Below are 26368 nucleotides of genomic sequence, written 5' to 3'. Positions count from 1 at the left end.
TTCGTGCAGTCCAACCGGATCAGGAAGGAGGAGAAGTTGGCATATGCCGAGCGCTTGGGCAAGAAATGGCGGGCCCGCTATAAGAGGCCTGATGGCACCTATGGCTCGGAGCCTGGGTTCGAGACCAAGACGGCGGCCGAGCAGTGGGGGGAAGAGCAGGAGGCGATGATCCGGCGGCGCACGTGGATCGATCCCGATGAGGGCGAGACGCGTTTTGCTGAGTTCGCTGAGCACTGGCTGTCGGTGAGCCGCCTGGTGATCAACACAGAAGCCAACTACCGCTCGCAGCTGCGTAACCACATCCTGCCGCAGTGGGAGGACTGGCCACTCATCCTGATCGCCAACAACCATCTGGAGGTGCAGGGGTGGGTCAACGAGTTGCACGACAGCCTTGCCGAGTCCACCGTGGCCTCGGTCTTCTCCCTGTTCTCAACCATCATGAACGCGGCCGTCCGGGCCAGAAAGATCCCCGCCAGCCCCTGTTAGGGGATCCGGGTCACCTTGGGTGGTGACGAGGTGGAGCGGTTGGTGGCCACGCCCGTTCAGGTGCTCAGAGCTGCACTGCGGATGGCCGATCTCGCGGGCTTCCCCGGGTTTGTTCTGACATTGATGGATGCCTATACCGGTGCGCCCTGGTCAGAGCTGATCTCCCAGCGGCCCGGGCTGTATGACCGGACCAACAAGCAGATCCCGGTGCGCCGACCACTGCGAGAAGCCGGCGGGCAGGTAGAAGAGGCACCGCGGCCCAAGAGCCCCCGCGGCCAAGCGCTGGATTCAACTGCCGCCGTTCCTGGCGACCTTCTATGAGGCCTTGATCGATGAGTGTCCGTACCGCCGCGTGTTCACCGGCGCGCGAGGCGGTGCGCTGCGCCGTAGCAACTTCAGCCGTCGATTCTGGCGGCCCGCTTGGGACGGTGACCCCGACAATCCTGATCCGGAGGCCCGGACGCCTGCGGTCTTGGCCGGTTTCACCTTCCACGAGGGCCGCCACACCCAGCGCACCTGGCTGGCGGATGATCTCATCCCTGATGTCGCCCGGGCGGCCCGGCTTGGCCACAAGCTGCCGGGCATGGCTGACGTCTACGAGCACGTCACTCCTGAGATGCAACAGCGCGTTCTGGATGCGTTGCAAGCTCGCTGGGAGAGCTCTGTCGCTCAGCTGACAGCTGACGAACGGCGCCATCTCGTCCGGGTCGTCCCACCCGACCTTGCAGCCACGATTACCGAGGGTGCCCGAGCTGAGGGAGTGTGAGCCCGGCACGGTAGCGCTCACCGGCGGATGATCTCCAGTTTTTCTCCAGGAGACGGCGAAAGCCCCGTCCCGGTCTTGTGGGACGAGGCTTTGACCTCGGGAGAGAGTGGTGGGCGATACTGGGATTGAACCAGTGACCTCTACCGTGTCAAGGTAGCGCTCTCCCACTGAGCTAATCGCCCTTGCCGCGACATGCGCGTCGAGGTGGAGACGGGATTTGAACCCGTGTACACGGCTTTGCAGGCCGTTGCCTCGCCTCTCGGCCACTCCACCGAGCGAGGCCTTGCGCTGCAATGCCTCTCAGAGCGGAAGACGGGATTCGAACCCGCGACCCTCACCTTGGCAAGGTGATGCTCTACCAACTGAGCCACTTCCGCATGGCGTCCGGGGATCACTCCCTGGCGCGCTCTGGGGTTAACTTTAGCGGAATCCCGGAGTACTTGCGTACTCGGCGCGGCTGGAGAGGGTGCTCTCAGCGTGCATGGAGTCCCAGAAGGCGAGCTCCTCGTCCTCCTTGAGGTGGGCGATGCGGCCCCAGAACTCGCGGTCCTCGGCCTCGTGGGCGGCGGCCATGGAGAGGGCGGGCATGATCGTCGTGGCGGTCTCGGCGGCCTCGAGGTCGGCGGGGGTGACCTCGGCGGGCAGCTGGACCGGGGTGGCGGGGCGGTGGTGCTTGCCGCGCTTGCGGACGCGGACCGGGGGAGAGGTCGGGGCCATCGCGGCCGCGGCCTTGCCGGCGGCGAGGGCGACGGTGCCGCAGAGGACGAGCGCGAGGAAGCTGCCGAGGACCACTTCCTGGGAGGGGAGCGGGGACTCGGGGGCCGGCTCCTGCTTGTGGAGGTTGGCCGTCGCCGAGGTGTCGGGGGCCAGGGTCTCGACTGCGGGTGCCGGGGCGGCGTGCTTGGGGGTGTACTTGGCGGTGGTCTTGACCTTGCCGGGGAGGCCGTAGCCGACGACCTGGTCGACGGAGCGCTCCTTGCGCATGAGCTTGTAGCCCTCGGCGTTGGCCTCGATCGTGTGGATGGCGTCGCCCTCGACGCGTTCGACGATGCCCACGTGGTCGATCTGGTCGACGTCGCCGGATCCGGACCAGTCGAAGAAGACGATGGCGCCGGGCTCGGGCTTCTTGCCCCAGGCGTCCTGCTTCTTGAACCACTTGGCGTGGTCGACGGTGGCGGCGAACTGGCCTGCGGACTCGGTCACACCGGCCTTGTCGGCGGCCCAGGCGAGGAACATGTCGCACCACGGCGCCGTCTTGAAGTACGGGTTGTGGTCGTCGTCAACGTTCTTGGCGTACCAGTCGCCGAACTTGGTGTAACCATCGCCTTTCTCGGTGTAACCGAGCTGGTCCTTGGCGATGTCGAGCAGCTTTTTGCCGACCGGGTCCATTTCGCTCCTTGCCACCCCTGGGTCGGAGCGGCCCTATCAGGTCACGCTCCGATCTCGGTGGAATGTAGCCGAGGTAAAGAGCAAGGGGCAAGTCGTTCCGGATGAAACGGTCGATCTGGACTACAGGGGTCGTAGTCGGGCGTGACTATGTCAGGAATAGCCCCTCGGGAGGACGGTGACCGGGCAGGGCGCCGCGCGGAGCACCTTGAGGGCCACCTCGCCGAGGAAGACCCGGTGCGCGCCGGCGTCCTCGCTGCTGGCGCAGACGAGCAGCTCTCCCTCGGGCCAGTCGACGTCGTCCAGGGCGTCCGCCACGTCGTCTCCCTCGGCGAGCTCGGCGGTCACGGCTTCGGCGGGCAGGCCGGACGAGTCGCGGGCGAGCCTGATCGCCAGGGCCAGATCGTCCCGCAGGGGATCGGGGCGCGCGTCGTCGACGTTGAGGGTGAGCAGACGCAGCGGTACGTCGAGAGCGAGGGCGGCCAGGGCGGCCCGGATGACGGCTTCGTCACATTGTGGGCGGCGTACGTAGGCCACGGTGATGCGGCTGAGCTCCTCCGGTGGCGTGTAGCCCGCGGGCGGCAGCATGACGGCTTCGGTGGACGCGTGGAGAAGATGGTCGGCGGTGCTGCCCACGTTGATCCGGCCCCGGGCGCCGCCGCTCGTGGAGCCGACCACGATGATGTCGGCGCCGATCCTGCTGGCCAGGACGGACAGGCCTCGGCCGACGCTCCGGCTCTCGTGCACGGCGGCTTCGGCTGGGGCGTCGTCGAGGAGGTCCAGCGCCTGGTCGAGGAGCGTATGGGCTTCGCCTGCGGCGGCCGGGCGGTCCGGCGGGTACACGGAGGCCACGGTCAGCTTGCCGTCCGTCAGGCCGGCGATGGCCCGGGCCAGCTCCAGCGCCTCCCGCCCGCCGGCGTCCCGGGCGTATCCGACGAGGACGTGTTCCCCGATCATGCGGATGGTCATTCCCAGAAGCGAAGGGATGTCACTTCGTGAGTCGTGTCAGTTCGCGGGCAAGGCCTCCCGGGCGACGGGTCCGTGGAGGGGCCTCTCACTCGCCGATCACGCCGTCCATGATCTCGCGCGTCACGTCGAGGTGGCCGGCGTGACGCGCGTACTCCTGCAGTAGATGGAACAAGATCCACGCCAGCGACGGAACGGGCTGCGATCCGTCGAAGCGCCCGCCCGTCGAGGCGATGTCGTCGAGGCGCGCCGCCGCCACGATCTTCCGTGATCGGTCGCACGCCGCACGGAAGGCCCCCTTCACGTCCTCGGCCGACAGGCCGTCCGGCACGCGCCACCGTCCGTCCGGCCCGTGATCGCCCCACGGCTCGTCGATGGGCTCCGCCGCGAACCCCCACCTCAGCCACCGTGTCTCCACGTAGGTCAGGTGGTGGACCAGCTCTAGCGGCGTCCAACCCGACGGAAGCGCGCTGGAGCGGAGCTGCTCCTCCGAAAGGCCGTCGAGCTTGCGCAGCATCGCGTCGCGGTAGAAATCGAGGTATCCCAGGAGAAGCTCACGCGGATCGGTGAGGGACTCCGGTGGCTCGGGCGGGGACTCTACGGGCGTCACCATGCCGCGACGCTAACACCATGGTCAGGAGGCGCCTTTGAACGCGGTGTGCTCCAGCCAGTGGTCGAGGAGCGGGCGTTCGCCGACGACCTCGACACGCAGATCATCCGGTGGAAGGCGCCGGGTGATCACGAGCAGGAGATCCGTCACACCGGCCGACACGACGACGTTCGCCGCGCCGTTCACCCGTTCCCACGTCACTCCGGCCGGCGTACGCCTGATCAGCCAGCCGTCGATGTCCGGCTCGGCAGGCTGGAGGGCGAGGGCCTCGCCGTCGCCGCGGAGCGCCTTGAATCCGGGGTTGAGCGTCTCGGCCAGCGGACTGGAGATCATGTCGAGGCCTTCGCAGATCGCGTCGGCGGCCAGATCCGGTGCCAGCTCGTAGGGCCGGTCGAGGGCCAGGGCGGCATCCGCGTGGTGAACGGACGTGTCGTGGAGCATCCGGCGCAGCCAGAACGCGGCGTCCTGCGGCCCCAAGAACGTCCATACCTCCGCGTCGCACTCCTGGACGGCCGCCGTGAGCCGTTCGGCCCCTGCGCGGAGCCACTCCGGCCAGTCTTCCGCATCCAGGGAGACGACGGGCTCAAGCGGCAGGGGCTCGGTGGCACGCTGCTCCAACAGCGCCGACGCCCAGCGTTGTGCCTGGCCGACGTGCTCGACCAGATCGCGCAGAGACCATTCGGGGCAGGTGGGGATCCACGTGCCCGGGTGCGTGCCCGTCACGGTGCCGGCGAGACCGGCCGTCTGCAGCTGCAGGCCCTCGGCGAGCCGCCGCACGTCAGGTGCCCTCATGCACTCCTCCTCAAGTCGTGCTCGTACCGTAAGAGCTCCACCCGGGTGGAGGTTCAAGTGTCTGTGGCGCACGACATACTCGGCAGATGGTCCGATCCCAGATGGTTCGTGGGCAGGTGGCGTGATGGCCGGTGGTGAAGAGCGGGCGGGCGTTCCGCTGACCAATCTCGATCAGCCGCTGTTCGACGGGGCCGACGCGACCAAGCGGGACCTGGTGGACTACCTCGACACCGTCGCGGACCAGATCATCCCGGAACTGGCCGGCCGGCCGCTGTCGGTGATCCGCGTGCACCGGGGCGGGGAGCCGTTCATGCAGAAGAACGTCCCGAAGTACACGCCGCCGTGGGTCCGCACGGTGACGCTATGGGCGGAGTCCTCCAAACGCAAGGTGTCCTACGCGCTCTGTGATGACCGGCGAACGCTCGTCTGGTTCGCCAACCAGCGTGCGATCGAATACCACCCGACCCTGATGCGCGCTGAGGATCCGGGCCACCCCACTTATCTGGTGCTTGACCTCGACCCGCCCTCCGGAGACACGTTCGAGATGGCCGTGCGCGCCGCGCATCTGGTGCGGCAGGCCCTGGCTGACTCCGGCCTGGAGGGGGCGGTCAAGACCAGCGGAGCCAAGGGCGTGCACGTGTTCGTGCCGATCGAGGGAGTGGGGGCCGAGGACGCGGCAGCCGCGACACGGGCGATCGCCGCGCGCGCCGAACGCCTCGACCCGTCCTTCGCCACGACCGCGTTCATCCGGGAGGACCGCGAGGGCAAGGTGTTCCTCGACTCCACCAGGGCGGGCGGGGCGACCGTGGTGGCCGCCTACAGTCCGCGGACACGGCCTGGCACACCCGTGTCGTTCCCCGTGGCCTGGGACCAGCTCGACGACGTCAGCCCGCGGGACTTCACGTTGCGCACGGCGGCGAGGCTGATCGCGGAAGGCGATCCGTGGGCCCGGCTGATGCCCGCGCCGCAAGGGCTGCGCGCCGATTTGATCGAGGAGGGGCACGGCATCCCGATCGCTCGCGTACAGGCGATGCACGAGGGCAAGCGCCGGGCACGCGCACGCCGCAGCCAGGCTTCGGAGTCCGAAACCCCGCCGGGTCCTTAACCCTGCTGGGTGAACGTGGCGCGGTAGGCCGTGGGGGTCAGGCCGACCTGACGGACGAGATGGGCGCGGAGAGAGTCGGCGCTGCCGAGCCCGCTGGCATGGGCCACGTCGTCGATCGGCAGCGCGGTGGTCTCCAGCAGCTCTCGCGCGCGGTCGATCCGCTGGCGGAGCAGCCACTGGAGCGGGCTGAGCCCCGTCTCCGCTCGGAACCGCCGGGTGAGCGTGCGGCTGCTCATCCGTGCCTGCTTGGCGAGGCCGTCGATCGTGAGGCGATGGTCGAGGCGTTCCAGGGCCCATGCCTGCGTGCAGGCGAGGCTGTCCCCGTTCGCGCGCTCGGGACGCGGCGCGGTGATGAACTGGGCCTGGCCGCCGGAACGCACGGGAGCCACGACCACGCGGCGGGCGGCGGCGTTGGCGGCGGCAGCGCCGTAGTCGTTGCGGATGATGTGCAGGCAGAGGTCGATGCCCGCGGCGAGACCCGCCGACGTCAGGATCTGCCCGTCGTCCACGTACAGCACGCTCGGATCCAGGTCCACGGCTGGGAAGAGCGCCGCGAACGTGTCCGCCCGGCGCCAGTACGTGGTCGCGCGGCGCCCGTCGAGCAGCCCGGCCGCCGCCAGCACGAAGGTGCCCGTGCAGATGGAGACGATGCGGCGTCCGTCGGCGGCGGCCCGGCGCAGGACGTCGAGGACGGCGGGGTCGATCCCCTCACGGGTGTGCGTGCCCGGAACGATGATCGTCTCGGCCGTCTCCAGGATCTCCAGGCCATTCGAGATCTCCAGGCCGTAGTCGGCGGAGGTCTTGATCACTCCTGGCGCGAGGGTGCACGCCCGCACCTCGTACAGCCGCCGCCCCTCGTGTACCGAGCCGCCGAGCACGAGGTCGGGGATGGAGACGTCGAAGGGCACGACGGGCGGTACGGCAAGGACGGCGACCCGGTGCGGCTGGCTCATGGCCGGATCCTCCGGAACATTGGCATTCCAGCCAGTGTCGCATACCGGGGCAGGCCAGGCACAGTGTCCAGGTGCTGAACACTCCGCAGAGCCGCCCCTCGGAGAGCCGTCCGGCAGCGCCCCGCCGGAGGTTTCCGATCCACCGGGCCTGGCCGGTGGCCGCCGTGGCCTTCGTCGCACTGATCGGCGCGGCCGGATTCCGGGCGACCCCGGGCGTCATGATGGTGCCCCTCCAGGACGAGTTCGGCTGGTCGCGCGCGACGACGTCGCTCGCGGTCTCGGTCAACCTCGTCCTGTTCGGGCTGACCGCCCCGTTCGCCGCCGCGCTGATGGAACGGTTCGGCATCCGGCGCGTGACCTCGGCCGCGCTGATGCTGGTGGCGGCGGGCAGCGGGCTCACCGTCTTCATGAACGCCAGCTGGCAGCTCGTACTCTGCTGGGGCGTGCTCGTGGGAATGGGCACCGGGTCGATGGCGATGGTCTTCGCGGCCACCGTCGCCAACCGGTGGTTCACCCGCCACCGGGGGCTCGTCATCGGCGTGCTCACGGCCGGGGGAGCCACCGGCCAGCTGGTCTTCCTGCCGCTGCTGGCATGGCTGGTCGAGCAGCACGGCTGGCGTTCGGCGTCCGTCACCGTCGCGGTCGCCGCGCTGGCCGTCGTGCCGCTGGTGATCCTCGTGCTGCGGGAACGTCCCGCCGACGTGGGGCTGCTCCCGTACGGGGCGACGGTCGCGGAGCCCGAGCCCGAGGTGAAGGGCGACGCCGCACGCGTCGCCCTGCGCGCGCTCCGGGACGCCTCGCGCACCAAGGAATTCTGGCTGCTGGCCGGCGGCTTCTTCATCTGCGGGGCTTCGACCAACGGCCTGGTCGGCACCCACTTCATCCCGGCGGCCCACGATCACGGCATGGCCGAGACCACCGCCGCCGGGCTGCTCGCCTTGGTGGGCATCTTCGACATCGTGGGCACCGTCGCGTCAGGCTGGCTCACCGACCGCGTTGACAGCCGGGTCCTGCTCGGCTGGTACTACGCGCTCCGCGGCCTGTCGCTGCTGGCGCTGCCGGTGCTGTTCGGGTCGTCGATCCATCCCAGCATGGTGGTGTTCATCGTCTTCTACGGACTTGACTGGGTCGCGACCGTGCCGCCGACCATCGCGCTCACCCGGGAGGTCTTCGGCCCCGCACGAGGCACCATCGTGTTCGGGTGGATCTTCGCATCGCACCAGCTGGGCGCCGCCGTGGCCGCAGCCGCCGCGGGCGCGCTGCGCACCTCGTTCGGCACGTACACGATGGCCTGGTGGGGCGCCGGCGTCATCTGCCTCGTCGCGGCCGGTATGTCCCTTTCCATCTCCCGTGCGGACCGGTCGCTTACCGTCGCTTAGGGGTGTTTGGGGTCGCTTAGGGGTGCTTAGGGTCGCTTAAGCTCGGGGCGTGAGTGAACCAGTATCAGTGGGGCTGGTCGGGGCAGGGCCCTGGGCCGGCATGGTGCACGCGCCCGCGCTGGACGCGGGCCCGGACACACGTCTTGCGGGGATCTGGGCGCGGCGCCCGGAGGCCTCATCGGAGCTGGCCGCCAAGTACGGCGTGCCCGCCTTCACCCGCATCGAGGAGCTCTTCGATGCCTGCGAGGCGGTCGCGTTCTCCGTCCCGCCCGACGTGCAGGCCGATCTCGCTGCCAAGGCCGCCCGGGCGGGCAAGGCCGTCCTGCTGGAAAAGCCGCTGGCCATGGACCTGACGGGTGCGCGGCGGGTGGCCGACACCATCGGCGAGGCCGGTGTCGCCTCCCAGATGGTCTTCACGATCCGATACTCGGAGGCCGCCCGGACCTATCTCCGCAAAGTGCGCGAGCTGGATGTGTTCGGCGGGCACGGCTCGTTCGTCTCCACCGTCCTCAGCGGCGGGCCGTTCGCCACGCCATGGCGGCTTGAACGCGGCGCGCTGCTGGACCTCGGCCCGCACATCGTCGACCTGCTCGACGCCTCGCTCGGCCGCGTGACCGGGGTCCGCGCGCACGGCGAACCGCTCCGCTGGATCGGCCTGTTCCTTGAGCACGAGGGCGGCGCGGTCAGCGAGGCCTCGGTCTCCATGGGGAGCGTGGTCGAGCCTCCGCCGGCGCGCGTCGAGGTGTACGGGCGGCGGGGCAACGCGCAGCTCGACTGGTCGCATGTCAGCCAGGAAACGTTCACCACCATGATCGCCGAATTCGCCGCGACGGTGCGGAACGGCGGCGGCCACCCGCTCGACGCCCAGCACGGCCTGCGGATCCAGGAGATCCTCGCCAAGGCGGAGGCCCAGTTGGGATGATCCCAGATCGGTCGCTCGGCATCGGTGAGCTGTCCCGGCTCACCGGCGTGCCCGTGCGCACGATCCGGTTCTACTGCGACGAGGGCGTTCTGACCGTCCGCCGCAGCTCGGGCGGGCACCGGCGGTTCGATCCGGACGCCGTCGAGCGGCTGCGCCTCGTCCGCCGGCTGCGCGGGCTGGGCCTCGGCCTCTCCGCGATCGCGAACGTGTTGACGGGGGAACGTTCGCTCGACGAGGCGATCTCCGCCGAACGTGCCGCGCTCGACGTCGAGCTCGCCTCCCTGGCCTGGCGCCGCGCCTCCCTGCGCGCGGTGGAGGAGGCGAGCCCCACCGAACGCGCGGCACGTCTGGAGCTTCTCGCCCACGCACAGGGCCCGGCGGCCCGGGACGTCATCGTCGACTTCTGGGTGCGCATGGTCCGCGCGTACGTGAATCCGGAGATCATGGAGGGCCTCGTGCAGCTGGCCGTCCCCGGCACGCCGGCCGACCCGACTCCGGAGCAGGTCGTCGCGTTCGCCGAAATGGTCGTCATCGCCCACAGCCACCCGTTCGGAAACGCACGCCGCGTCCGTGAACGCATCAACCAGGCGGAGATCTCCGACGAAGGCACGCTCATGCTGGGTGTCGGGGAGGCCTACAACCTCACCGTTCCCGCGCTGTTGGCCGGGGAACAGCCCCAGCCAGGCCCCGCGCTCGACCGCTTCGTCGAGGCTCACGCACATGTAAGGGGCGACCGGAAGGACACCCTGGAGTTCCGGCACTACTTGCACCGGGAGCTACTCCTCGACCATGACCCGCGCATCGACCGTTACTGGGAGCTCTTCACCGAGGTGACCGGCACGTTCGCCACGTTCGGCCGAAGCCACCGCTGGCTGCTGGACGCCCTGGGGCACAATGCTCGGGGTCACAGTGGAGCGGAAGACGGGATTTGAACCCGCGACCCTCACCTTGGCAAGGTGATGCTCTACCACTGAGCCACTTCCGCTTGCGCTGCGGCAGGCCTCCCAGCCGTTCGCGGCGACAGGGAAACTTTATCGCGTTCTCGCCGTGGATCGGGCACGACAACACGAGTCCCGGGAAATTCGGTGGACGGGGTTCGGGGGGTCTGTCACCATGGCGGGCATGATCAATGAAAGGGGCGTGGAAGCCCTCCTCCGGTGAGCGATCCGGTGCAGCGGGAAGCTGCTGAAATCCGCACAGAATGGCTGGGCCACGCGCTGTCGACGCAGCCCGCCGACCGTCCGGCCGCCGAAGCGGCCATCTCCGGGCTCTACCGCTTGATCGGGCTCGATCCACCGCGTTTCCACTGGGCCTCCTCTCCGGTCACCGCGCTCGCGACGGTGCCGCTGGGCGCCCGCCGGTGGGAGACCATCGAGCTCCTCGCCGAATGGCCGCTGCCACATCGGTTCGCCGCGCTGAAGGACGCCCTGTGCAGGCAGCTCGACGAACAGGTACGGGAATGTGAGCGGCCGGCGGAACAGCAGGTCCGCATCGAGGTGCGCGGCCCGCTGGTGAGTTCCTCCTGGAGGGTGCTGGATGCGTCTCTCCGCGCGGCGTACGACCCGGGTTCCTCAGCTCCAGGCGTCTGGTCCAGTACACAGAGCTTCGCCTGGGTGGGCCAATATGACGCGATCCATCGGGCGGCCGGAGTGACCTTCACGCCTGAGCAACTGCGTCAATTCGAGCTCTGGGCGACCGTGGCGCGGACTTGTGGCTGGTGGTGGCCTCGCGAGAGCGTGTGTGTCGTCTCCGAGCGGCCTGCCGTGTTGCGCACCGAGGTCTGGGGTGACAACGGCGAGGTCCGGCTGCACTGTGCTGACGGGCCCGCGGTGCGGTACGCGGACGGCTGGGACGTCTTCGCCTGGCATGGCGCCCACGTGCCCGGGTGGGTCGTGACCGATCCATGCGTCAGCCGTATCGAACGGGAAGCCAACGTCGAGGTGCGCCGGTGCGCGATCGAGAACATCGGCTGGGGCTCGTACATCGACCAAGCCGGGCTCAGGCTGGTCGCGGCGGCGCCGGATCCCGGCAATCCCGGCTCCGAACTGCGGCTCTATGACCTGCGGCAGGAGACCAGGGTGCTCCTTGCGGTCAACGGATCCGTCGAACGGGACGGGAAACGCCGCCGGTACGGGCTGACCGTGCCGGGCTTCCTGGACGACCCGATCGCCGCAGCCGGCTGGACCTACGGGTTGTCCGCCGATCAGTACTCCCTTCTGTCCCGCCGAACCTGAGGTGACTTCCATGACAGTGCCCCTTTCAAAGACACAGACCCTTGCCTCCCTCTCCCAGCAGACCGGGCTCGCCGTGCTCGACCATCTCGAACAGTCGGTGAGCATCCCCGTCGTCGACGGCCTCCAAGCCCAGGGTGACCTGATCGTCGTGCCGCATTCCCTCATCGCGTCCGCCGTGACGTTCTGGGCACGTGCGGTTTGGACGCAGGTGCCGCCAGAAGGGATCGAGCTGCTCCGCGGCGAGGCGGGCGGCAACCCGCACACACTGGTGGCGGAGCCGGGAACCGTCCGCTGGACGACCCAGGTGTTCGACTCCGACCTCCTGGCCATCGGCATCTTCGAAGCCTCAGCTGTCGCCTACCTGCTGCATCCCGAGCACGGCGCGTCAGGCTGCGCACCGGGCACGTACGTAGTGCGTCGTCAGCGTGAGCACGAGGGGCGCCGGGCTCGGCTCGTCGCCGACTGATCCCCTGACTAGGGTGAGCCGGATGGGGCGGCGCAAGGTGCGTACCGGGGAGTTGCGCGGCGAGCTGGTGTCCGTGGCGACGGGCCTGCTGGCGGACGGCGGGACCACGGCGGTGACCACCCGTGCCGTCGCGTCCGGGGCGGGATCGTCGCTGGCGGCGGTGAACGAGCTGTTCGGCGGCAAGGCCGGGCTGGTCCGGGCGATCTTCGCTGAGGGGTTCGCCCGGCTGGCCGCAGACCTGTCGGCGCTGGACGTCACTGATGATCCGGCGTCTGACGTGATCGAGCTCGCGCTCTCCGTGCGAGCGTTCGCCCGCCGCCATCCGCACCTGTACGAGGTGATGTTCTCGCGTCCGTTCGCGGAGTTCAGGCCCGATGACGACGACGCCGCGGCGGCCGAGGCGATCTACCGGATCGTGGTCGGCCGGGTGGCGGCGGTCCTCGGGCCTGAACGCGCCCGGGACGCCGCCATCGGGCTCTTCGCCGCCGTGCAGGGGCTGGTGAGCCTTGAGTCGTCCGGTCTGCTCGGCGATCCTGAGACGGCCGAGCGGCGATTCCGGATGACTGTCGCAGCCACCCTCCGCGGTTTCGCCTGATCAGGCCTGCCTGGAGAGCTCGCGCCAGTGGCGGTCGGCCGCGGGACGCCAGTCGTTGTGGCGGTTCTGGAACGCCATGACCGCGCGGGTGCCGCTCCACCCGGCGGGGAGCAGGTCGGGCGGGAGGCCGGGGTCGAGGAACGGGAACCGCCGCCACTCCTGGACGAGCCGCACCTGCGCGGTGAACGTCGCGCGGTCGTCGCTCGGGTGGAGGGCGCCCACCTCGGAGAGGAAGTCCTCGTAGGCGAGCTCGATCTCAGTGAGGTCCCAGGCCTGGCCCGCGACCCGGCGGGCCTCCTCGATGCCGCCCAGGCGGCCGATGAAGATCGTGGCGGTGGTGGTGACGCCCGCCTCGTCCAGGACCTCGCGGACCTCGGCCTCGCGTTCGGGGTGCGGGGTGACCCAGACGCCGGGGGAGAGGTTGCCGAGGCCACCCCAGGCCAAGCGGGTGCGCAGGAGGTGGCGCAGCTTGCGGTTGGCCTCGGGGACGCTGGCCAGGACGACGAGCCACTGCCCATCCCAGGCCGTCATCGGGGCGCCGAAGCCGTAGATCCGCTCGGCGCCTTCGGTGAGCAGGCGGCGGCCGGACGGAGTGAGGCGCCAGGCCGTGCGGCGCCCGTGCCGTTCGGCCTCCAGCCAGCCCTCGGTGGCGCTGCGCGCCAGGGCCTGCCGGACCGTCTTCTCCTCGACGTTCAGCGGGGCGAGGGCGTCCAGGAACGCGGCGGTCCAGACGGGCTCGCCGGAGGGGAGGACGAATTCGCCGAGGACGGTCAGCAGCAGCGAGCGGGCACTCGCGGCGCCGATCTCCCGGCGTCGCTGGAAGGCGGGTTCGGAGGTCACGCAGGACAGTATCCGGCCGTTCGAAATATTCCACAAACATATTGACTGACGTCTGTAATTTGTAGAGCATTGCGGCATGGTCGACTTCGACACCCCAACGGCCTTCAACGCCGGCACCTACCTCCTCGACGCGCGGCTCGACGAGGGCAAGGGGCAGCACGTGGCCCTCACCGGGCCGCTCGGCACCCTCACCTACGGCGAGCTGGCCGACCGTGTGCGCGGTCTGGCCGCCGGGTTGCGCGCCCATGACGTGCGGCCCGAGGAACGCGTCGTGCTCTTCATGCCGGACGGGCCCGCACTGGCCGCGATGATCCTGGCCGTGATGCGGATGGGCGCCGTGGCGGTGCCCGTGTCGACCATGCAGACGGGCAAGGAACTCGGCTCGGTCCTGCGGGACGCGCGTGCCCGCGTGCTCCTCACGGGCGCCCCCTTCCTTCTCGCCGCTGAGCAGGCCGCCGCGGAGGCCCCCGAGCTGCGCCACGCCGTCATCGACGGCGACGACGACTTCACCGCCCCCGCCCAAGTCGCGCTCCACCGGCTCGACATCCTCGCCCAGGAGGGGAACGACGGCGACCCGTACGAGACGTGGGAGGACTCCTCCGCCCTTTGGCTCTACACCTCAGGCACCACCGGCATCCCCAAGGGCGCCGTTCACCGGCACGCCAACATCCGCCACGTAACCGAGACGTACGCCCGCGAGGTTCTCGGCATCACAGCTGACGACCGCTGCTTCTCGATTCCCAAGCTCTTCTTCGCCTACGGCATCGGCAACTCGCTGTTCTTCCCGCTGTCCGTGGGCGCGACCACGATCCTCGACCCGGCCAGGCCGACCCCGGCTTCGGTCGCCCAGCGGCTAGGCGAGGACCGTCCGACGCTCTTCTTCGCGGTGCCGACCTTCTACGCGGCGCTGCTCGCCGCCGAGCTGCCCGCCGACACGTTCTCCTCCGTCCGGCTGGCCGTCTCGGCGGGGGAGCCGCTGCCGCCCGAGCTGTACCGGCGTTTCACCGAACGGTTCGGCGTCGAGCTGGTCGACGGGATCGGCACCACCGAGGCGCTCCACATCTTCCTGTCCAACCGGCCGGGCGAGGTCCGTCCCGGCACCACGGGCAGGCCGGTGTCCGGTTATGACGTGCGGGTCGTGGACTTGGACGGGAACGACGTGGCGCCCGGAACGCCCGGATCGCTGCTCGTCCGGGGTGAATCCCTGGCCACGGGCTACTGGTGCCGTACGGACACCACAAGGCGGGTCTTCGAGGGGGAGTGGCTGCGCACTGGAGACACCTACGTCGCGGACGGCGACGGCTACTACACCTGCCTCGGCCGAACGAACGACATGCTCAAGGCAGGCGGCATCTGGGTGTCGCCAACGGAGGTCGAAGCCCGCCTGCTCGAACACCCGGCCGTCACGCTCGCCGCAGTCGTGGGGCTCCCGGACGCCGACGGCCTGGACAAGCCCGTCGCCTGCGTCGTGTTGAAGGAGGGCACGGCCGCAACGCCGGACGAGCTCATCGCCTTCTGCCGGGCAGGGCTCGCCTCCTTCAAACGTCCCCGTGAGGTGCTGATCGTCGACAAGCTGCCCACCACCGCCACCGGCAAGCTCCAGCGCTTCGCCGTCCGTGACTTCGCCGCGTCGCTGCTGGCGGCCCGATGATCAACGGCCATCCGCTCGTGGACGCGCACGTCCACGCCGCGCGCCTGCCCACGCTCCGCCCGGCCTGGCGCGACTGGGCAGAGCAGCTCGGCTCCAGTCACCCCTGGCAGGACCTGTACGACGCGGACGGGACGATCGTGCCCGAACGCATCGACGCCGCCTTCGAGGCCGAGGGCGTGGACGTGGCGCTCCTGCTGGCCGAGTACAGCCCCAAGGCGACCGGCCTGCAGCCCATCGAGGACCTGCTGCCCCTCGTCAAGCACAACCCGCGCCGGTTCAAGCCGATCGCCAACATCAACCCGCACCTGCACTACCCCGTGGACGCCGAGCTTGAGCGGCAGCTGGCGTTCGGCGCGGTGGCGCTCAAGCTTCACCCCGTCCACGGCGGCTTCTCAGCGGCGGACCCCGCCCTCTATCCGGCCTACCAGGTGTGCCGGTCGGCCGGGATACCCGTCGTCGTCCACTGCGGCACGAGCTCGTTCCCGGGATCGTCCAGCAAGTACGCCGATCCGACACCGCTGGACGACGTCCTGCGTGACTTCCCCGACCTGACCATCGTGCTCGCGCACGGCGGCCGCGGCTGGTGGTACGACGCGGCCGCCTTCCTCGCGCTTTCCCGTGACAACGTCTGGATCGAACTGTCGGGGCTGCCTCCTCGCCGCCTGCCGGACTACTACGCGCGCCATGATCTGACCAGGCTCGCCCGCAAGTTCATTTTCGGCACCGACTGGCCCGGGGTCCCGGGCATCGCCCGCAACGCCCACGCGGTCGCCGCCGCCCTCAACCTGGACGACGAGACCGCCGCCCTCGTTCACGGCGGCAACGCCCTCAAGGTCTATCCGGGCCTCGCCGACGGTTGATCAGGGGCCGGTCGCCTAAGATCCGCGCATGGGCGGTCTCTACGCGATCAGCGACCTGCACGTGGGGTTCGAAGACAACCGGGCGTTCGTGGCCGGTCTGCGACCTGTGGCCGACGACGACTGGCTCATCGTGGCGGGCGATGTCGCCGAGCAGGTCGGCGACATCGAGTGGGCGCTGCGCACACTGCGAGAACGGTTCGCCAAGGTGATCTGGGCACCGGGCAACCACGAGCTGTGGACGACCAAGGACGATCCCGTCCAACTGCGGGGAGACGCCCGTTACCGGCATCTGGTCGAGATCTGCCGGGGCATGGACGTGGTGACGCCCGAAGACGCCTACCCCGTTTGGGAGGGGCCGGACGGGCCGGTGACGGTCGTTCCGCTGTTCCTGCTGTACGACTACACGTTCCGGCCGGAGGGCGCGTCCAACAAGAAGGAGGCGCTGGAGATCGCGTACGCGGCGGGCGTCGTGTGCACGGACGAGAAGTTCCTCCACCCAGACCCGTATCCCACCCGTGACGCCTGGTGCGACGCCCGCATCGCCGAGACCGAACGCCGCCTGGCCGCCCTCCCGGAGGGCACCCGCACCGTCCTGGTCAACCATTTCCCGATGACCCGCGAGCCCACCGAAGTCCTCTGGTACCCCGAGTTCGCCCAGTGGTGCGGCACCGTGCGCACCGCCGACTGGCACGTGCGGTACGGCGCGGTGGCGGTCGTGTACGGCCATCTCCACATCCCGCGGACGATCTGGAGCGACGGCGTTCCCTTCGAGGAAGTGTCGGTCGGCTATCCCAGGGAATGGCGTCGGCGCGGCAAGACCCCGAAGGGACCGCGCCGAATTCTGCCCGCCGAGCTGTGACTCCCGCCCTAGAACGAAGGGCATATGGCGGCTGTGCGCGGCGCCTCAGGCGCGTACAAAAGGAGATGAACGCGCAAGCCGGCGGCGGCTCCTATTTCCACACCTGGTCCTGAGGGGCGTCCAGGTAGCCCGAGGCCTGCAGCCCGAACAACCGGGCATACAGGCCGCCGTGGCCGAGGAGCGCGGCGTGCGAGCCCTCCTCGGCCACGGTGCCGCGGGACAGCACGACGATCGAGTCCGCGTCCCGGACCGTGCTGAGCCGGTGTGAGATCAGCAGGCTGGTGCGGCCGTCGCGGTGCTCGCGCAGCCGCTGGTGCACCTCGTGCTCGGCCTCCGCGTCGAGCCCGGAGTTCGGCTCGTCCAGAATGAGCAGGTCGGCGTCGTCGCGGAGCAGCGCCCTGGCGAGCGCGACCCGTTGCCACTGGCCGCCCGAGAGCAGCACCCCGCTGGCGGGGTCGTCGTGGTTGATCGGGTCGAACGTCCGCGACAACATCGTCTCGTAGCCGCGGGGCAGGGCGGCCAGGGTCTCATGGCAGCCTGCCCGGCGCGCAGCGGCGACCACCCGTGCCCGGTCGTCGAGGGCGTCGAGGTCACCGACGCCGATGTTCTCGGTCGCGCTGAGCTCGTACGCCATGAAGTCCTGGAAGACGCTGCCGATGCGGCGCCGCAGCTCGGCCACCGGGAGCTCCCGCAGATCGACGCCGTCCCACAGCACGGCGCCGCGCGTCGGGTCGTAGAACCGGCACAGCAGCTTGACCAGCGTGCTCTTGCCCCCGCCGTTCGGGCCGACCAGCGCCGTCGCCCTCCCCGCGGGGATCGTCAGGTTCACGCCGCGCAGTGCCCACGGCAGTTCGTCGCCGTAGCGGAACCACACGTCGCGCAACTCGATGCCCTTCGTGAGCGGCCGGACGGACGGTCGCGACCCGTTCACGCGCACCGGCTCGGGAAGATCCGGCCCGGCGCCGACCACGAAGCGGTAGTGGCCGAACAACAACATCGCCTCGTGCATCCGCCCCACGCTGTGAATCACGATCGTGAGCCCGTTCTGCACACCCGCGATCGCCAGGATGAACATCGACACGTCGCCGATCGTCAGCCGCCCGGCACGGGTCGCGGTCACGGCCCAGACCAGCCCGGCGCCCGCCACGGCCGCGGCGAGGATCCCGTGCACACCCTGGACCAGCAGCTCGCGGCGGCCCAACGTGCGATGACCGGCGTTGATCCGCCGCAGCTCGGCCAGCATGCGGGCACCGAAGAGCCCTCCCAGGCCGTACAGGCGCACCTCCTTGGCGGCGCTGACGCTGGTCAGCAACTGCGCGAAGAAGAACTCGCGGCGCGACGCCTGGCCCAGTCTCGCGATCGTCTCGGCCCGGAACCCGCTCAGCCGCAGCTGGCCGTGCAGCGCGATCGCCCCGGCGAGCACGACCGGCACCAGCATCCAGGGATTGAGCACGGCGAGCGTCGCGACGAAGCCGGTCAGCGTGAGGAGCCCCTGCGTGCCGCCGAGGGCGCCGCCGACGACGTCCGCCGGCCCGGTCGGCCCGGCCTGCGTCGCGAGCGCGATCCGGTCGTGGAACTGCGGATCCTCGAAGCGGCGCAGTCCCGGCATCCCGGCGATCGCCGCGTAGAGCCGCCCGCGGGCGATGAGGCCGATCGCCCGCTCCAGCTCGCCCTCCAGGTACTGCGTCACCTCGGGGATGAACGCGACGGCGACGCCGGCGAGCGCGAGCAGCAGAACGGGGAACGTCAGCGATGTCCCCGGCGTGGCCAGCCGGTCCAGGACCACCTTCGTCAGCCAGGCGACCACCACGGGCACGGCGCTGACGATCAGGGCGAGCGCGACGCGGAGGAGCAGCCTGCCGCGCCCGGACGACCAGGCTATCTCCGTCGCCGCCGCCAGCGATGACGCGGTCGCCCGGATCATGCTGGTGCGACGTCCGGGATCTGCTCGGGTTCGGTGTGGCTGGAGACCATCCTGCCGTCCGACAGCAGTGCGAACGCGGGAAGCCCGATGACCCCGAACGCCTGCACGAGCGGGCCGGCCTCCACCTCCTCGGTCAGCACGCGGGCCACCGGCGCGAGCTTCTCGCGCAGCTCCATGCCGAGCTTCGGGGTGCCCATGATGACGACCAGCACGTGGTCGCGGCCACCGGGGGCCTGCTCTGCACGTTCCAGGAACGAGGGCACGGCGAAGTCGCACGCCTGGCATCCGGGCGCGAGGAACGCCACGAGCGTCGGCCCGGTGAGGTCGGTGTGCGACACCGCCCCGCCGTCCACGGAGGTGACCTCGAACGGGCCCACCTTGGCCCCGGGCGCCAGCGTCATCGGCCGCGCGTCCCCGCCCGAGCCGCCGGGCGCCCCGATGCCGGCCGCCGGGCGCTGGAGGTCGCCGAGCCGCCGGACGATGCCGAGAGTCAGCGCGATGTTGATCAGGCTGAGCACGCCGATCAGCGTCACGGCGGCCGCCGAGTAGGACATGGGGACTCCTTACGGGCGATTCAAGGGTGGTTCACGGCGGTCACGGGTTGTCACGGGTGGTTCGCGGGCGGTAGAGGGCGACGATCTCTTCCAGATTGATCAGCAGCAGCGCGGCCGTGCCGCCCGCGACGGCGGCGAGCAGCGCGGCCCCCTCCCCGCCGTTCGCAAGCACCGTCGGCGGCGGGCCGGCGCCGGCGGAGTCTGCGAACAGCGGGGAGGCCAGCACGCCGCCCGCCGCCGCGACGGCGAACAGCGCCCCGTTGCGGAGCAGGTGCAGGACGCCGGGCGGGCGCCGGCCCTTGCCGAAGCACCGGCACGGCACCCCGACCCGGCGCCGCATCATCGAGCGCACACCCGCCGAGAAGACGGCGAGAAGCAGGGCGGCCAGCACGAACCCCGCCGGGGCCAGCACGGGAACGAGCACGGCCACGGCGGTCGCGGCCTCCAGCGCCACCATCACGGCCGCCACCGGCGCCGCGGCGTGCGCCGGGACCCCCGCGGCCGACGAGAGCCAGCCGCGGAAGTCTGCGAACGCCGCCCGCCCGGCGACCTTGGTCGTCGCGGAGTAGGCGAAGGTGACCGCGACGATCGCCTGACAACCGAACGCCACCTGGTCAGTAGCCGATTTGGGTCACCTCTCCCCGGCTGAACGGGCCGCCCTTCATGAGCAGTTCCGCGAAGTGGTCGCCCAAGGCGAGGCCCATGTCATGCTGCATCCACATGAACTGCCCCATCGGGTTGACCTCGAGGAAGATGTACTCGCCGGACGGCGTGACGATGAAGTCCACGGCGGCGTAGACCGCGCCGAGCTCGGCCAGCAACGCCTGGGTCTTCTTGACGATCTCTTCGGGCAGGGGGTGGTACGGGCCGTAGGGCATGTCGGTGGTCTCGCCCCGCCAGTCCACCCGCGTGTTGTCCCGTTCCTGGGAACTGATGGTGACCGGGAAGTAGGTGTTGCCCATGACCGTCAGCCGCACCTCGTAGGCCTTCTCGATGTACTCCTGGAACATGCACATCGTGTGGCCGACCCGGTCGAGGTTCTCCCGGATCTCGTCCCCGACCACGGTGGTCAGCAGCCCGGCCGGGAAGGCGCCGGGGTAGTGGATGACGCCTCCGGTGAACGCCTTGTAGACGATGGGACCATCGGAGGCGTCGAGGAGGTCGACGACCTCCTGCGGATCGTTGGTGATCAAGGTGCGCGGCACGCGCAGCCCCAGCCGCTTGGCCAGCTCCAGCTGGAACGGCTTGAGCTCCCCGACGGCGTCGACGTCGGGACGGTTGACCCACAGGCAATTGGTCGCCCGCAGGATGCCGCCCACGCCCTGCATGGCCTCGCGGCGCGCGAACTCGCCCTCCGCCTTGCCCATGTCGGGACCGAAGTCGAACGCGGTCGGGCGGCGGTACCAGACGGCCGTCAGCTCGCCGAGATCGACCTCGCGGCCGGCCTCGGTGTCGCGCAGCAGCCGTCGCGGCGTGGCGCCGAGGTCCGAGGTGGTCAGCTGCATCCGGCGCGGGAAGTAGCTGAGGTCGACGCGCACGACCCGGGCCCCACGCTCCGACAGCGCGGTGATCACGGGATCGACGGTCAGATCGAATTCCTGGGTCAGGATCAGGACACAGGGGCCCGGGTTCGTGGTCATCGTTTACGCGCAGCTGTCGTCGTAGCAGGAGTCGGTGTTGTAGCAGTACGTCCTGGTGTAGGTGACGGTGCCGGCGGTGGGCATGCCGGGCGGGGAGACCCAGGTCTGGGTGTCGTCGTCGAAGTAGCCGAAGTCGGCGGCCGCGGGGACGCCGTCCCACTTGGAGTAGAGGTAGGCCAGCGGCTGGTTGCTCTGGTCGGCCGGCGGACGGAAGTCCGGGTCGAGGACGTGGCCGTCGGTGAACGACCGCGCCATCAGCAGCGGATCACGGGTGAGAGTGTCGGACATGTGAACCCTCCTTCTTCGCCGGTCACTCCGGCGAAAGCGGTTCGGTGATCCCAGAGATTCCGGTCAGCTCGCCGGAGAAGGACCACACAAGGTTGAGCTCGTCGAAATGGCCGGCGGTGAAGCTGACGTCGCGCTCCGGCATGCCGTCGGGCACGTGTTCGTAGAGGTAGGCGAGGGGGACGCCGGCATCGGTCCGCCTGCTCTCCCGGAGTTCCCCGGGGACCGCCCGCACGACGAGCGAGCCGTCGTGCAACTCGGGTGGATCGAAGCGGATGAACGGCGGCGATGCGATCACGAGCTGAATCCTGGCTGAGCACCGCTTTCAGGACGCTCTCAGTTCGCTCTCAGCCGCGCACGCCCCTCGCTCTCAGCCGCACACGGCCCGCCGGGCACGTTCCAAGGCGTAGATCCGCACGAGATCGGCGAGCGCGTAGCGCACCTCTCCGTCCGGCTCGTCGCCGATGGCGTCGACGAGCCCGGCGTCGGCGAGCGCCTCCAGATGTGCCGTCGCCGACTCAGCCGAGATTCCCAGCAAGGCCCCGGCGGACCGGGCCGGGAAACCGGTCGCGGGAAGGGTCCCGAGCTGCCGGAACGTCTCCCGGTGAGCGACGGCGAGATCCCGGTAGGCCGAATCCAGGGTCGCCCGCATGGACAGGCCGTGCACGGCGAGCTCGTCCAGCCGCCGATCCGGGTCGCGCAGCCGCCCGGCGAGGCTCGCCGCGCTCAGGCCGGGCCGCATCGCGAGCCGCGCCCCAGCGATGCGCACGGCTAGGGGCACACGATCGCACAGCCGCACGATCCCGGCCGCCGCGGGATCCGCCGCCAGTCCCGGCCGTCCCGAGACGCTGCAGAGCAGCCGGACGGCCTCGTCCTCATCCGGTTCGCCCAGCTTCAGCAGGCGCGCCCCGGCCAGGCCTGCGAGCCAGGTGCGGCTGGTGACGAGCACGGCGCATCCGGCGGCGCCGGGCACGAGCGGGCGGACCTGCGCCTCATCGGCCGCGTCGTCGAGCAGGACCAGCACCCTCCGGCCAGCCGTACGGGAGCGGTACAGCGCCATGCGTTCGTCGAGCGAGCAGGGCAGGGTCTGCTCGTTCACTCCCAGGGCGTTCAGGAACCTCCCGAGCACGACGTACGGATCGGCTCCGCGCAGGTCAGCGTGCAGTTGCCCGTTGGGGTAGAGCGCGGCCATCCGGTGCGCGACGTGGACGGCGAGCGCGGTCTTGCCGAGCCCCGGACCTCCGTTGACCGCGAAGACGAGCGGTCCGCGCCCGGCGAGCATCGGATCGCAGATGGCCTCGATCTCGTGGTGGCGCCCGGTGAAGTCGGGCACGTCCGGGGGCAGTTGCATGGGGATGGGAACGAACCGGCTGTCCTCCTGCAGCGCCGCCGCGTGGGCACTCCGCATCTCCTCGGACGGGCCGATTCCGAGATCGTCGTCGAGCCGCTCACGGACCCGCTCGACCTGGCGTAACGCCTCCGCGTGACGGCCGGACGCCGACAGCAGCCGGACGAGCCGCGCCTGTAATGGTTCGTCGTAGGGCGCGGCGGCGGCGACCTCCGCCACCAGGGACACCACGTCCGCCGACCGCCCCAGCCGGAGCGCCAGGTCGGCGAGCGTCGCCGCGGTGTCCACGCGGGACTGCTCCACCGCGCGGACGACCGGATCGTCGGCCAGCCACTCGGGCCGCCCGCCCAGCACCGGGCCCCGCCATTCGCCGAGGGCGGCGGACAGCACCGCGAGCCGGCGGTCGGGATCGCCGGAGGCGCCGGCCCGCACCCCGGCCTTGAACCTGGCGAGATCAACGGCCTCGGCGGGCACCACGAGCCGGTACCCCGATCCCGAGTGCTCCAGGCGGCACGGCTGGCCGGCGAGTCCGCGCAACCAGCTCCTCAGGCGGTGGACGGCGCACTGTAATGCCCTGCGGGTGCCGCGTTCGCCCCATGCCAGTTCGAGCAGCCGGGCTTCCCCCACGATGTCGCCGGGCGAGAGGAGCAGGGCGCCGAGCAGGCCACGAACGCTCGGCCCGGGAAGCTCCACGTTCCTGCCGTCGGAGCGGATGATCATCTCGCCCAGGATGAGCAACTCGGGGCCCGCCGGCCTCCTGGACGGCTCCTCGGCCAGGGTTTCCCTCACCACGAGCCGTCCGCCCGCCATGTACTGGCGGTAGAGGGTCGGGTACGGCACCCGCAGCGACGAGGCGGTGTCCCGCCAGGTCATTCCGAACCGCTCCCGTGTTGCGGGCATGTTGCCGCCGCCGTCGCCCATCGGCTGCCTCCCCCGGTCAGAACCTGATCAGAAAGTAAGGTCCTTTCGGGATCGGAACAAGCCCCGGGTGACCCGGGCCGATCGTCGACCCTGGGTTGTCGGGGGCACCTGCGAGGATGGCAGCATGACCGACCGGCCCCGCCTGCTGCTCCTCGACGGCCACTCGCTGGCCTACCGGGCCTTCTACGCGCTGCCCGTGGAAAACTTCACCACCACGGCGGGCCAGCCGACCAACGTGGTCTACGGGTTCGCCAACATGATGGCCAACGTGCTCCGGGACGAGCAGCCCACACACGTCGGGGTCGCGTTCGACGTCTCCCGGCAGACCTTCCGCACCGAGGCCTTCCCCGATTACAAGGCCAACCGGTCACGGTCGCCGGACGAGTTCCACACCCAGATGAAGGTCCTCGGAGATCTGCTCGCGGCGATGAACGTGACCACGCTCCGCGTGCCCGGCTACGAGGCCGACGACGTCATCGCGACGCTGGCCACGGAGGCGGAGGCGGCGGGCTTCCAGGTGCTGATCGTCACGGGTGACCGGGACGTGCTCCAGCTGGTCAGCGACGATGTCACGGCGCTCTACTTCTACCGGACCGCGGCCGAGATGATCCGCTACACCCCGGAGGCGGTCGAGGCGAAGTACGGCCTGACCCCGCGCCAGTACCCCGACTTCGCGGCGCTGCGCGGCGACCCGTCGGACAACCTGCCGAGCATCCCCGGCATCGGGGAGAAGACCGCCGCCAAGTGGATCCGTGAGTTCGGCTCGCTGGCGGAGCTGGTGGAGCGCGCCGGCGAGGTCAAGGGCAAGGCCGGTGACAAGCTCCGGGACGCGATAGAGACCATCCGGCTCAACAGGCGCCTCACCGAGCTCGTCCGCGACGTCGACCTGCCGGTGGGGCTCGACGATCTGCTGCGCCGGCCGTACGACCTCCCGGCCTTCACAAGGCTGCTGGACGAGCTGGAGTTCCGCAACGCCAGTCTGCGGCAGCGGCTCTTCGCTGCAGACCCGGGCGACGGCAAGGCGCACGAGGGCGCGGGCGAGACGGACGACTCCGGCGGTCCGGCTTCGGACACGGCTCCGATCAAGGGACGCGAGCTCGGCCCGGGCGAGCTCGCCGAGTGGCTCCAGACGCGGGCAGGAGCCGGGGCGCCGGAAGAGCAGGCCGCGCCGGTCGGCCTCGCCGCGGAGACCACGTGGGTACGGGGCGCAGGCGACGTCCTGCGGATCGCGCTCGCCACCGGTGACGGCTTCGCGGCCGCCTTCGAGCCGTCGCGGCTCACCGAGGCCGACGAACGGGCCTTCACGGGCTGGCTGGCCGACCCAGACCGGCCCAAAGCGCTGCACGACGTGAAGTCCCTGCTGCGTTGTTTCGCCGAGCGTGGGTGGCGTCTGGAGGGCATCGCCACCGACACCGCCATGGCGGCCTACCTCCTGTTGCCCGGTCTCGCCGCGTACGGCATCGCCGACCTCGCCGCCCGCCACCTCGGCTACCGGCCGCCCGCCGAGGGCGCCGCCGGGCTGATGGTCGAGGCGCGCGCCGTCCTCGACCTGGCCGGCCGGTTCACCGACGAGCTCCGCTCGACGGGCATGGCCGAGATCCTGAGCGACGTCGAGCTTCCCCTGTCGGCCCTGCTGGCCCGGGTCGAACGGGCCGGGGTGTACGTCGACGACGCGTTGCTCCGCGAGCTGGAAAAGCAGTTCGCCGACGCGATGGAACGCGCCGCCGAGGAGGCCGCCGACATCGCGGGACACCCGTTCAACCCCGGCTCGACCAAGCAGCTCCAGGAGGTGCTCTTCGGCGAGCTCGGGCTGCCCAAGACCAAAAAGATCAAGTCGGGCCACTCGACCGACGTTGACGCGCTGACCTGGCTGGCCACCCAGACCGACAACGGGCTCCCGGAGATCCTGCTGCACCACCGCGACCAGGCACGGCTGCGCATGACGGTGGCCGGGCTGATCCGGGAGATCGGCGCCGACGGCCGCATCCACACCACGTTCCAGCAGACCGTCGCCGCCACCGGACGGCTCACCTCCATCGAGCCCAATCTCCAGGTCATCCCGATCCGCACGGAGGAGGGCCGCCGCATCCGGCAGGCGTTCCTGCCCGGCGAGGGCTACGAGGCCCTGCTGACCGCCGACTACGGCCAGCTGGAGCTGCGGATCATGGCGCATCTCTCACAGGACCCGACGCTGCTCTCCGCATTCGAGTCCGGCGAGGACCTGCACACCACCATGGCCGCCCAGGTCTTCCGGGTCGCGCCGGAGGCGGTCACCGCCGACATGCGCCGCAAGATCAAGGCCATGTCGTACGGTCTGGCCTACGGCCTGTCGGCGTTCGGCCTGGCCCGGCAGCTGGGCATCGCGGTGTCCGAGGCCAAGCCGCTGATGGACGCCTATTTCGAGCGGCTCGGCGGCGTGCGCGACTACCTCGACCACGTGGTGGAGGAGGCCCGCCATACCGGCTACACCCAGACGATCCTCGGCCGCCGCCGCTATCTCCCCCACCTGGGCAGCGACAACCGGCAGCGCCGTGAGACCGCGGAGCGGATGGCGCTCAACGCCCCCATCCAGGGATCGGCCGCCGACCTCGTCAAGATCGCGATGCTCCGGGTGGACGACGCCCTCACCGCCGCCGGGCTGTGCAGCCGGCTCCTCCTCCAGGTCCACGACGAGGTCGTCATCGAAGTGGCCCCTGGGGAGCGCGTGCGGGTCGAGGAGCTCGTCCACACCCAGATGACCACGGCCTACCCGCTCACGGTGGGCCTAGAGGTCGCCCTCGGCACCGGCCGCGATTGGGACGCCGCAGCCCACTAGGGCAGCTGACT

At 70.4% G+C, this 26368-nt stretch carries 27 protein-coding genes and 4 tRNA genes; 14 read left to right on the top strand and 17 right to left on the bottom strand.

All coding sequences use genetic code 11. The features are described from left to right. Positions 1-3: 3 nt before the first annotated feature. From ACH34W_RS08560 to ACH34W_RS08550, 3 genes are read left to right on the top strand one after another with little or no spacing between them, the layout of a single operon-like run. Positions 4-486: a hypothetical protein gene (locus ACH34W_RS08560; RefSeq protein ID WP_395960203.1), complete on the top strand. Its 483-nt coding sequence runs from the start codon at positions 4-6 to the stop codon at positions 484-486. A gap of 30 nt (positions 487-516) precedes the next feature. Further along, positions 517-807, top strand: coding sequence for a hypothetical protein (locus ACH34W_RS08555; protein ID WP_395960202.1), 291 nt, complete (start codon positions 517-519; stop codon positions 805-807). A 4-nt stretch (positions 808-811) separates the two neighbouring features. Next, positions 812-1252 (top strand): hypothetical protein, encoded by a 441-nt coding sequence (locus tag ACH34W_RS08550; protein WP_395960201.1) that lies wholly within the window; start codon positions 812-814, stop codon positions 1250-1252. 107 nt (positions 1253-1359) lie between these two features. Here the strand turns inward: ACH34W_RS08550 and ACH34W_RS08545 are convergent. The 7 genes from ACH34W_RS08545 to ACH34W_RS08515 form a co-directional block, all read right to left on the bottom strand. Then, a tRNA-Val gene (locus ACH34W_RS08545) sits at positions 1360-1434 on the bottom strand. Positions 1435-1454: 20 nt separating this feature from the next. Then, a tRNA-Cys gene (locus ACH34W_RS08540) sits at positions 1455-1525 on the bottom strand. 31 nt (positions 1526-1556) lie between these two features. Continuing rightward, positions 1557-1629, bottom strand: a tRNA-Gly gene (locus ACH34W_RS08535). Between the two features lie 43 nt (positions 1630-1672). Next, positions 1673-2641: a CHAP domain-containing protein gene (locus tag ACH34W_RS08530; protein ID WP_395960199.1), complete on the bottom strand. Its 969-nt coding sequence runs from the start codon at positions 2639-2641 to the stop codon at positions 1673-1675. A 150-nt stretch (positions 2642-2791) separates the two neighbouring features. Continuing rightward, on the bottom strand, positions 2792-3607 hold the full coding sequence (locus ACH34W_RS08525) for a universal stress protein (RefSeq protein ID WP_395960198.1): 816 nt from the start codon (positions 3605-3607) through the stop codon (positions 2792-2794). 85 nt (positions 3608-3692) lie between these two features. Next, complete coding sequence (locus tag ACH34W_RS08520) at positions 3693-4217, bottom strand: DinB family protein (RefSeq protein WP_395960197.1); 525 nt, start codon at positions 4215-4217, stop codon at positions 3693-3695. A 21-nt stretch (positions 4218-4238) separates the two neighbouring features. Beyond that, positions 4239-5006 (bottom strand): maleylpyruvate isomerase family mycothiol-dependent enzyme, encoded by a 768-nt coding sequence (locus ACH34W_RS08515; RefSeq protein ID WP_395960196.1) that lies wholly within the window; start codon positions 5004-5006, stop codon positions 4239-4241. Positions 5007-5130: 124 nt separating this feature from the next. Between ACH34W_RS08515 and ligD the strand changes: the two genes are divergently transcribed. After that, positions 5131-6111 (top strand): non-homologous end-joining DNA ligase, encoded by a 981-nt coding sequence (gene ligD, locus ACH34W_RS08510; RefSeq protein WP_395960195.1) that lies wholly within the window; start codon positions 5131-5133, stop codon positions 6109-6111. On the opposite strand, the gene ACH34W_RS08505 is transcribed toward ligD, so the two are convergent. Further along, entirely contained in the window at positions 6108-7064 is a 957-nt protein-coding gene (locus ACH34W_RS08505; protein ID WP_395960194.1) for a GlxA family transcriptional regulator, read from the bottom strand. The two genes, ligD and ACH34W_RS08505, sit on opposite strands and share 4 nt — an antisense overlap. Positions 7065-7138: 74 nt before the next feature. Between ACH34W_RS08505 and ACH34W_RS08500 the strand changes: the two genes are divergently transcribed. From ACH34W_RS08500 to ACH34W_RS08490, 3 genes are read left to right on the top strand one after another with little or no spacing between them, the layout of a single operon-like run. Beyond that, complete coding sequence (locus ACH34W_RS08500) at positions 7139-8443, top strand: MFS transporter (RefSeq protein ID WP_395960622.1); 1305 nt, start codon at positions 7139-7141, stop codon at positions 8441-8443. A gap of 49 nt (positions 8444-8492) precedes the next feature. Continuing rightward, positions 8493-9365, top strand: coding sequence for a Gfo/Idh/MocA family protein (locus ACH34W_RS08495; RefSeq protein ID WP_395960193.1), 873 nt, complete (start codon positions 8493-8495; stop codon positions 9363-9365). Beyond that, positions 9362-10297 carry a MerR family transcriptional regulator gene (locus tag ACH34W_RS08490; protein ID WP_395960192.1) on the top strand — a complete coding sequence of 312 codons (936 nt, stop codon included), beginning with the start codon at positions 9362-9364 and terminating at the stop codon, positions 10295-10297. Before ACH34W_RS08495 ends, ACH34W_RS08490 begins: the two co-directional genes overlap by 4 nt. On the opposite strand, the gene ACH34W_RS08485 is transcribed toward ACH34W_RS08490, so the two are convergent. Beyond that, positions 10276-10350 (bottom strand) — tRNA-Gly (locus ACH34W_RS08485). The two genes, ACH34W_RS08490 and ACH34W_RS08485, sit on opposite strands and share 22 nt — an antisense overlap. A gap of 172 nt (positions 10351-10522) precedes the next feature. On the opposite strand from ACH34W_RS08485, the gene ACH34W_RS08480 reads away from it, so the two are divergent. From ACH34W_RS08480 to ACH34W_RS08470, 3 genes are read left to right on the top strand one after another with little or no spacing between them, the layout of a single operon-like run. Further along, complete coding sequence (locus ACH34W_RS08480; protein ID WP_395960191.1) at positions 10523-11599, top strand: DUF6745 domain-containing protein; 1077 nt, start codon at positions 10523-10525, stop codon at positions 11597-11599. A 10-nt stretch (positions 11600-11609) separates the two neighbouring features. Next, on the top strand, positions 11610-12065 hold the full coding sequence (locus ACH34W_RS08475) for a hypothetical protein (RefSeq protein ID WP_395960190.1): 456 nt from the start codon (positions 11610-11612) through the stop codon (positions 12063-12065). A gap of 22 nt (positions 12066-12087) precedes the next feature. Beyond that, positions 12088-12660 (top strand): TetR-like C-terminal domain-containing protein, encoded by a 573-nt coding sequence (locus ACH34W_RS08470; protein ID WP_395960189.1) that lies wholly within the window; start codon positions 12088-12090, stop codon positions 12658-12660. Here ACH34W_RS08470 and ACH34W_RS08465 read toward each other — a convergent pair whose 3' ends face one another. Beyond that, entirely contained in the window at positions 12661-13500 is an 840-nt protein-coding gene (locus tag ACH34W_RS08465; protein WP_395960188.1) for a PaaX family transcriptional regulator C-terminal domain-containing protein, read from the bottom strand. It abuts the gene before it with no gap. 76 nt (positions 13501-13576) lie between these two features. On the opposite strand from ACH34W_RS08465, the gene ACH34W_RS08460 reads away from it, so the two are divergent. The 3 genes from ACH34W_RS08460 to ACH34W_RS08450 are packed head-to-tail and all read left to right on the top strand — an operon-like array spanning position 13577 to position 16870. Further along, a complete protein-coding gene (locus ACH34W_RS08460; protein ID WP_395960187.1) occupies positions 13577-15151 on the top strand; it encodes a benzoate-CoA ligase family protein in 1575 nt (524 codons plus the stop codon). Beyond that, a complete protein-coding gene (locus ACH34W_RS08455) occupies positions 15148-16011 on the top strand; it encodes an amidohydrolase family protein (RefSeq protein WP_395960186.1) in 864 nt (287 codons plus the stop codon). Before ACH34W_RS08460 ends, ACH34W_RS08455 begins: the two co-directional genes overlap by 4 nt. A gap of 28 nt (positions 16012-16039) precedes the next feature. Next, positions 16040-16870: a metallophosphoesterase family protein gene (locus ACH34W_RS08450; protein WP_395960185.1), complete on the top strand. Its 831-nt coding sequence runs from the start codon at positions 16040-16042 to the stop codon at positions 16868-16870. Between the two features lie 91 nt (positions 16871-16961). Here ACH34W_RS08450 and ACH34W_RS08445 read toward each other — a convergent pair whose 3' ends face one another. The 7 genes from ACH34W_RS08445 to ACH34W_RS08415 form a co-directional block, all read right to left on the bottom strand. Then, positions 16962-18794, bottom strand: coding sequence for an ABC transporter ATP-binding protein (locus tag ACH34W_RS08445; RefSeq protein WP_395960184.1), 1833 nt, complete (start codon positions 18792-18794; stop codon positions 16962-16964). Next, the gene (locus ACH34W_RS08440) at positions 18791-19348 is read right to left on the bottom strand and encodes a TlpA family protein disulfide reductase (RefSeq protein WP_395960183.1); all 558 of its coding nucleotides are present in this window, start codon (positions 19346-19348) and stop codon (positions 18791-18793) included. Before ACH34W_RS08440 ends, ACH34W_RS08445 begins: the two co-directional genes overlap by 4 nt. Positions 19349-19388: 40 nt before the next feature. Continuing rightward, complete coding sequence (locus ACH34W_RS08435) at positions 19389-19958, bottom strand: MauE/DoxX family redox-associated membrane protein (RefSeq protein WP_395960182.1); 570 nt, start codon at positions 19956-19958, stop codon at positions 19389-19391. Positions 19959-19962: 4 nt separating this feature from the next. Then, complete coding sequence (locus ACH34W_RS08430; RefSeq protein WP_395960181.1) at positions 19963-20988, bottom strand: MvdC/MvdD family ATP grasp protein; 1026 nt, start codon at positions 20986-20988, stop codon at positions 19963-19965. 3 nt (positions 20989-20991) lie between these two features. Then, positions 20992-21276, bottom strand: a complete 285-nt coding sequence (locus tag ACH34W_RS08425; protein ID WP_395960179.1) for a hypothetical protein — start codon at positions 21274-21276, stop codon at positions 20992-20994. A gap of 22 nt (positions 21277-21298) precedes the next feature. Continuing rightward, positions 21299-21571 carry a hypothetical protein gene (locus ACH34W_RS08420; RefSeq protein WP_395960178.1) on the bottom strand — a complete coding sequence of 91 codons (273 nt, stop codon included), beginning with the start codon at positions 21569-21571 and terminating at the stop codon, positions 21299-21301. A 72-nt stretch (positions 21572-21643) separates the two neighbouring features. Next, the gene (locus tag ACH34W_RS08415; protein ID WP_395960177.1) at positions 21644-23542 is read right to left on the bottom strand and encodes a BTAD domain-containing putative transcriptional regulator; all 1899 of its coding nucleotides are present in this window, start codon (positions 23540-23542) and stop codon (positions 21644-21646) included. Between the two features lie 124 nt (positions 23543-23666). Between ACH34W_RS08415 and polA the strand changes: the two genes are divergently transcribed. Then, positions 23667-26357 (top strand): DNA polymerase I, encoded by a 2691-nt coding sequence (polA, locus tag ACH34W_RS08410; RefSeq protein ID WP_395960176.1) that lies wholly within the window; start codon positions 23667-23669, stop codon positions 26355-26357. Positions 26358-26368 lie beyond the last annotated feature (11 nt).

It is taken from the genome of Actinomadura sp. 6N118, assembly GCF_044326415.1.
In the GTDB taxonomy this organism is placed as follows: Bacteria; Actinomycetota; Actinomycetes; order Streptosporangiales; family Streptosporangiaceae; genus Spirillospora.
The sequence above is the reverse complement of the archived record's forward strand: the minus strand, read 5'-3'. Positions and strand labels throughout refer to the sequence as shown.